The following is a 3035-nucleotide window of genomic DNA, read 5'->3' on the forward strand; positions in this document are numbered from 1 at the left end:
CATATCAATAAAACTTAAATCTAAAGGGGCTGCAAAGATATTATCAAATCTTTCTATATACTCATCTAAAAAAACTTTTAAAGAGTGTAAGTTAGTAAATTTAAGAATTAGCTCTCCTTGTTTGATTTTTCTACCTTTGAAGTTATCTGGTAAAGTATCATATACAGGATCGATAAATACATCTTTGACAAATTTAGGAGAATATAATTCAAAAAATCCTAACGCCGAAGTGAACATTTCTGAATAGTCACTAACGCGACAAACATTCCACTTACTTAAGTCACGATTAAATTCAGCAGTAAGATAAAACATACCACTCATATTTGTTACTTTGCTAACATTCCAATTAGATATATCCCCGTTAAATTCAACAGCCCCCATAAACATCATAGCCATATTATTTACATTCGAAACATCCCAATGATTTAGGTCTTCTTTAATAGATAAGCAACCAGCAAACATCAGGTGCATGTTTGTCACATTTGAGACATTCCAACGATTTAAATTAAGCTGATGATTGAAGACCGTCCCCTTAAACATTAGGTTCATATGACATACTCTAGAAACATCCCATCTCCCTAAATCAATTTGTTTACATACAAATTCTGCATCATAGAATAGAGCACACATAGATCTAACTTTAGAAACATTAAGTTGACTTACATCTGAGTGTAAAATAGTTCCTGCAAAGGTTGCTTCCATAAAGTAAACATTGCTTAAATCTAAAGTAGAAAAATCTATATTTAAATGTACTTTTTCATGAAAGTTAGATTTATTAGATGGACTAGAAGTTAGAGATAATATGTGATTAATGTAAAATTGGCTTGCAAATAGGAAATTAATATTTGTAATATGTCTCATATCAAGAAAGCCTAGATCCAAAGGCTTACCATTGATATCATTAAACATATATATGTACACATCTAAAAACTCTTTTAGTTTTTCGGTAGTAGTAAAAGTAATAGTTATGTAACGTGAGTCAATTCTTTGATTTTGTAACTCTAATGGTAAGTCTGTAAAGGAAATATCAGTGAACTTATACTCTTGATTCTTAACATTTTCTTTGTGAAAAGTATCAAACTTACTGTCTCCTGTTAACATGCTACTTCTATGAGCCACATTAGTATTGTCCCATTCGCTAAAATCCTTAGTAAACTCACTAGCATTGTTAAATATCCCACTTTGATTTTTTATCCATGAAGCATTCCATTTTTTTTTTGATTAAATGAAGTAGCTTCGTAAAACATATTATCTATATTGGTAACGTTAGAAATGTTCCAGTTACTAATATCTTGATTAAATTTAACTGCACCTGCAAACATATCACTCATATCAGTAACATTAGAAACATCCCAGTTACCTATGTCTTGATTAAATGATGAAGCACCTTCAAACATACTAGACATATTAGTAACTTTTGCTACATTCCACTTACTTAAATCGCTATTAAATGCTTTGGCGTTAAGAAACATATTTTCCATACTTGTAACATTAGATACGTTCCAGTTACTTAAATCCCCATTAAATGAAATGCTATTTGCGAACATGGCAGAAGTACTAATAACACTTGAGGTATCCCAGTCACTAATATCACTGTTAAAGTCTGTCGTATTTGCGAATGTTCCCATCATTATTATTACATTGGAAACATCCCAGTTACTTATATTTAGTCCAGAAAGATTTTTAGCTTCAGCAAAAGTAGCTCCTATGTTAACAGTATCTCTTAAATCCCAAGTGCTAAGATCTTTATTATCATTAAATTGAGCACGGTGAAACATACATGAGATATCTTGAACTTTATGTATGTACCATCTACTTAAATCTATATTTGAATTTTTAAATATGGCTTCTTTAAAAGTATTTGTCATTCTCTTGACATTATATAAATGTAATTTACTAATATCGCCATACAACTCTACTCCCATGAAAGTACCATTCATAGATGCTACTTGACTAAAATCTAGACTATTAAAGTCAATATTTAAAGGACGAGTTTGATTTATTCTTGGATTTTCAAGAATATTTCCCTGTTTATCTAGAACCAAAGTATCAACAACTTCTTGTTCAACAAAGAGAAAATCTGCAGTATCTACTTGAGACATGTCTATAAAACTAAGGTCTAAAGGTTCTCCATAGATATTGTTAAATCTTGCTATGTATTCATCTAAAAAATCTTTTAAGGATTCTAAGTTAGTAAATTTACAAATAACCTCTCCTGGTTTAATTTTTCCTAAATTTAAGCTAAGAGGCAACTCATAATATTTAGGATCAGTATAGATTGCTTCTACAAACTTTGGGTAATATAATTTTGGTAAATTTGCAGTAGCAAGAAATACATTCATACTATTGCTAACACGACAAACATTCCAATTACGTAAATCACGATTGAATTTAAAAGCAAAACTAAACATTATACTCATATCTGTTACTTTGCTAACATTCCAGTTAGAAATATCACCGTTAAATTTAGAAGCTCCTGTAAACATCCCTGTCATTTTATTTACATTAGAGACATCCCATTGATTTAAGTCCTCTCTAATAGATTCACAAAACGAAAACATAAACGCCATACGTATTACGTTCGAAACATTCCAACTATTTAAATTAAGCTGGTGACTAAAAGAAGCTCCATTAAACATTAAGTTCATTGAACATACTTTTGAAACATCCCATTTGCCTAAATCAATTTTAGAACATTTAAGTTCAGCTTCATAAAATAAAGCCTCCATTGTTCTAACATTTGAAACATTAAGTTGACTTACATCTGAATATATTACAGTTCCTGCGAATGTTCCATTCATGTAATTCACATTACTTAAATCTAGAGTTGAAAAATCTATATTTAAAGGTATTCTTGGAATTTTAGAATCAACAAGATACTCTAAATTTAACGAAGATAGATGATTAATGTAATTTTGACTTGTGAAAAGATAATTGATGTGATTAATATCCCTCATATCAAGAAAGCCTAGATCTAAAGGCTTATCATTAATATCGTTAAACTTAGCTATGTATACATCTAAAAACTCTTTTAG

General features: G+C 29.9%; 2 protein-coding genes. Both read right to left on the reverse strand.

Annotated elements, in window-relative coordinates; genetic code table 11:
* Positions 1-1194 (reverse strand): BspA family leucine-rich repeat surface protein (locus CKF59_RS05465; protein WP_342767813.1); only part of this gene is annotated, 1194 nt, incomplete at its 3' end.
* The coding region (locus tag CKF59_RS05470) for a BspA family leucine-rich repeat surface protein (RefSeq protein WP_119534954.1) at positions 1191-3035 on the reverse strand (1845 nt) is incomplete at its 5' end. The genes CKF59_RS05470 and CKF59_RS05465, both read right to left, overlap by 4 nt.

The sequence above is a fragment of the Psittacicella gerlachiana genome (assembly GCF_003585965.1).
Classification (GTDB): Bacteria; Pseudomonadota; Gammaproteobacteria; order Enterobacterales; family Psittacicellaceae; genus Psittacicella; species Psittacicella gerlachiana.